The organism is Capnocytophaga sp. oral taxon 336 str. F0502 (assembly GCF_000411575.1).
GTDB lineage: Bacteria > Bacteroidota > Bacteroidia > Flavobacteriales > Flavobacteriaceae > Capnocytophaga > Capnocytophaga ochracea.
In genome coordinates, this window is record NZ_KE150489.1 from 1 (window position 1) to 2500 (window position 2500).

General features: G+C 47.7%; 2 rRNA genes (1 of these 2 cut by a window edge). Both read right to left on the bottom strand.

The annotated features are described in order from the left end of the window. Positions 1–6: 6 nt before the first annotated feature. A 5S ribosomal RNA gene (gene rrf / locus HMPREF1528_RS03475) occupies positions 7–117 on the bottom strand. Between the two features lie 162 nt (positions 118–279). Continuing rightward, positions 280–2500: ribosomal RNA gene (locus tag HMPREF1528_RS03480) — 23S ribosomal RNA — on the bottom strand; it runs 619 nt beyond the window's last position.

The following is a 2500-nucleotide window of genomic DNA, read 5'->3' on the forward strand; positions in this document are numbered from 1 at the left end:
TTTATAAGAAGGCGGCGACATACTCTCCCACAACAAGTGTAGTACCATCTGCGCTAAAAGGTTTAACTGCTCTGTTCGGAATGGTAAGAGGTGAGACCTTTGACTATAACCACCTTAAATCTTTAGGCCTTAGGTTGTGCGACTCAGAACTAATACCTGATGCCTGTGGCCTAATGCCTTGATATTTTAACATATAGGGATAAAAAACATATTTTCTCAATTGACAATTGATAATTAACAATTGTTGTGATGCTAACGCTCTTTAAAAGAATCTCTACGCGCGAAAAGTCTACGGGTGATTAGTATTACTCGGCTATGATGTTACCACCGTTACACCTGTAACCTATCAACGTGGTCATCTCCCACGACCCTTAAAAGAAATCTCATCTTGTGGCGGGTTTCGTACTTATATGCCTTCAGCACTTATCCCATCCGCACTTAGCTACTCTGCTATGCCCTTGGCAAGACAACAGATACACCAGCGGTGCGTCCAACTCGGTCCTCTCGTACTAGAGTCAGATCCACGCAAATTTCTAACGCCCACAGTAGATAGAGACCGAACTGTCTCACGACGTTCTGAACCCAGCTCGCGTGCCACTTTAATGGGCGAACAGCCCAACCCTTGGGACCTTCTCCAGCCCCAGGATGTGACGAGCCGACATCGAGGTGCCAAACCCCCCCGTCGATGTGAGCTCTTGGGGGAGATCAGCCTGTTATCCCCGGCGTACCTTTTATCCTTTGAGCGATGGCCCTTCCATACGGAACCACCGGATCACTATGCTCTACTTTCGTACCTGATCGACTTGTGGGTCTCTCAGTCAAGCCCCCTTATGCCATTGCACTCTACGCACGGTTACCAAGCGTGCTGAGGGAACCTTTAGAAGCCTCCGTTACTCTTTTGGAGGCGACCACCCCAGTCAAACTACCCTCCACGAATTGTCCCCTGCATCGCAGGGTTAGACCTCAGATAAGCAAAGGGTGGTATTTCAACAACGACTCCACAACTACCAGAATAGCCACTTCATAGTCTCCCACCTATCCTACGCATCACTTATCCAAGACCAATACGAAGATATAGTAAAGGTGCACAGGGTCTTTTCGTCCCACTGCGGGTAATCGGCATCTTCACCGATACTACAATTTCACCGAGCTCATGGCCGAGACAGTGTCCAAATCGTTACACCATTCGTGCAGGTCGGAACTTACCCGACAAGGAATTTCGCTACCTTAGGACCGTTATAGTTACGGCCGCCGTTTACTGGGGCTTCAATTCAAACCTTCGTGTTACCACTAAGCTCTCCTCTTAACCTTCCAGCACCGGGCAGGTGTCAGACCCTATACCTCATCTTTCGATTTTGCAGAGTCCTGTGTTTTTGATAAACAGTCGCTTGGACCTCTTCACTGCGGCCTATCTTACGATAGGCGACCTTTCTCCCGAAGTTACAGGTCTATTTTGCCTAGTTCCTTAGCCATGAATCTCTCGAGCGCCTTAGAATTCTCTTCCCAATCACCTGTGTCGGTTTACGGTACGGGCATTAATCTTCGCTTTTCTTGGAAACGTTATCACCACTCTATCACCTCGACCGAAGCCTCAGTGTACTATCAAAGCCATAACAGCTCCTTTAACGTACTATTCCGTCAGTACGCGGTAGTTATCTCGTTCCGTCACTTTTATTAGATTAATGGTACAGGAATATTAACCTGTTGTACATCCACTTTCCCTACTCGGGTGCGCGTTAGTCCCCGACTAACCCTCAGCTGATTAGCATAGCTGAGGAAACCTTGATCTTTCGGCGGGCAGGTTTCTCGCCTGCCTTATCGTTACTTATGCCTACATTTTCTTTTCTATCAGCTCCACTATGTCTCACAACTTTAGCTTCTACGCCTATAGAATGCTCCCCTACCGGTATATCTTTCAATAACCCCATAGCTTCGGTAATATGCTTATGCCCGTTTATTATCCATGCCCAACCGCTCGACTAGTGAGCTGTTACGCACTCTTTAAATGTATGGCTGCTTCCAAGCCAACATCCTAGCTGTCAGTGCAGTCAGACCGCGTTTGGTCAACTTAGCATATATTTGGGGACCTTAGCTGATGGTCCGGGTTCTTTCCCTTTAGGATATGGACCTTAGCACCCATACCCTCACTGCTGATGAGCATTTAATAGCATTCGGAGTTTGTCAGGAATTGGTAGGCGATGAAACCCCCGCATCCAATCAGTAGCTCTACCTCTATTAAACTCACATCAACGCTGCACCTAAATGCATTTCGGGGAGTACGAGCTATTTCCCAGTTTGATTGGCCTTTCACCCCTACCCTCAGGTCATCCGAAGTCTTTTCAACGACAACCAGTTCGGTCCTCCACGCTGTGTTACCAGCGCTTCAACCTGCCCAAGGGTAGATCACCAGGTTTCGCGTCTACTACTACCAACTTAACGCCCTATTCAGACTCTCTTTCGATGCGGATTCGTATCTGAAATACTTATCCTCGCTGGTAAC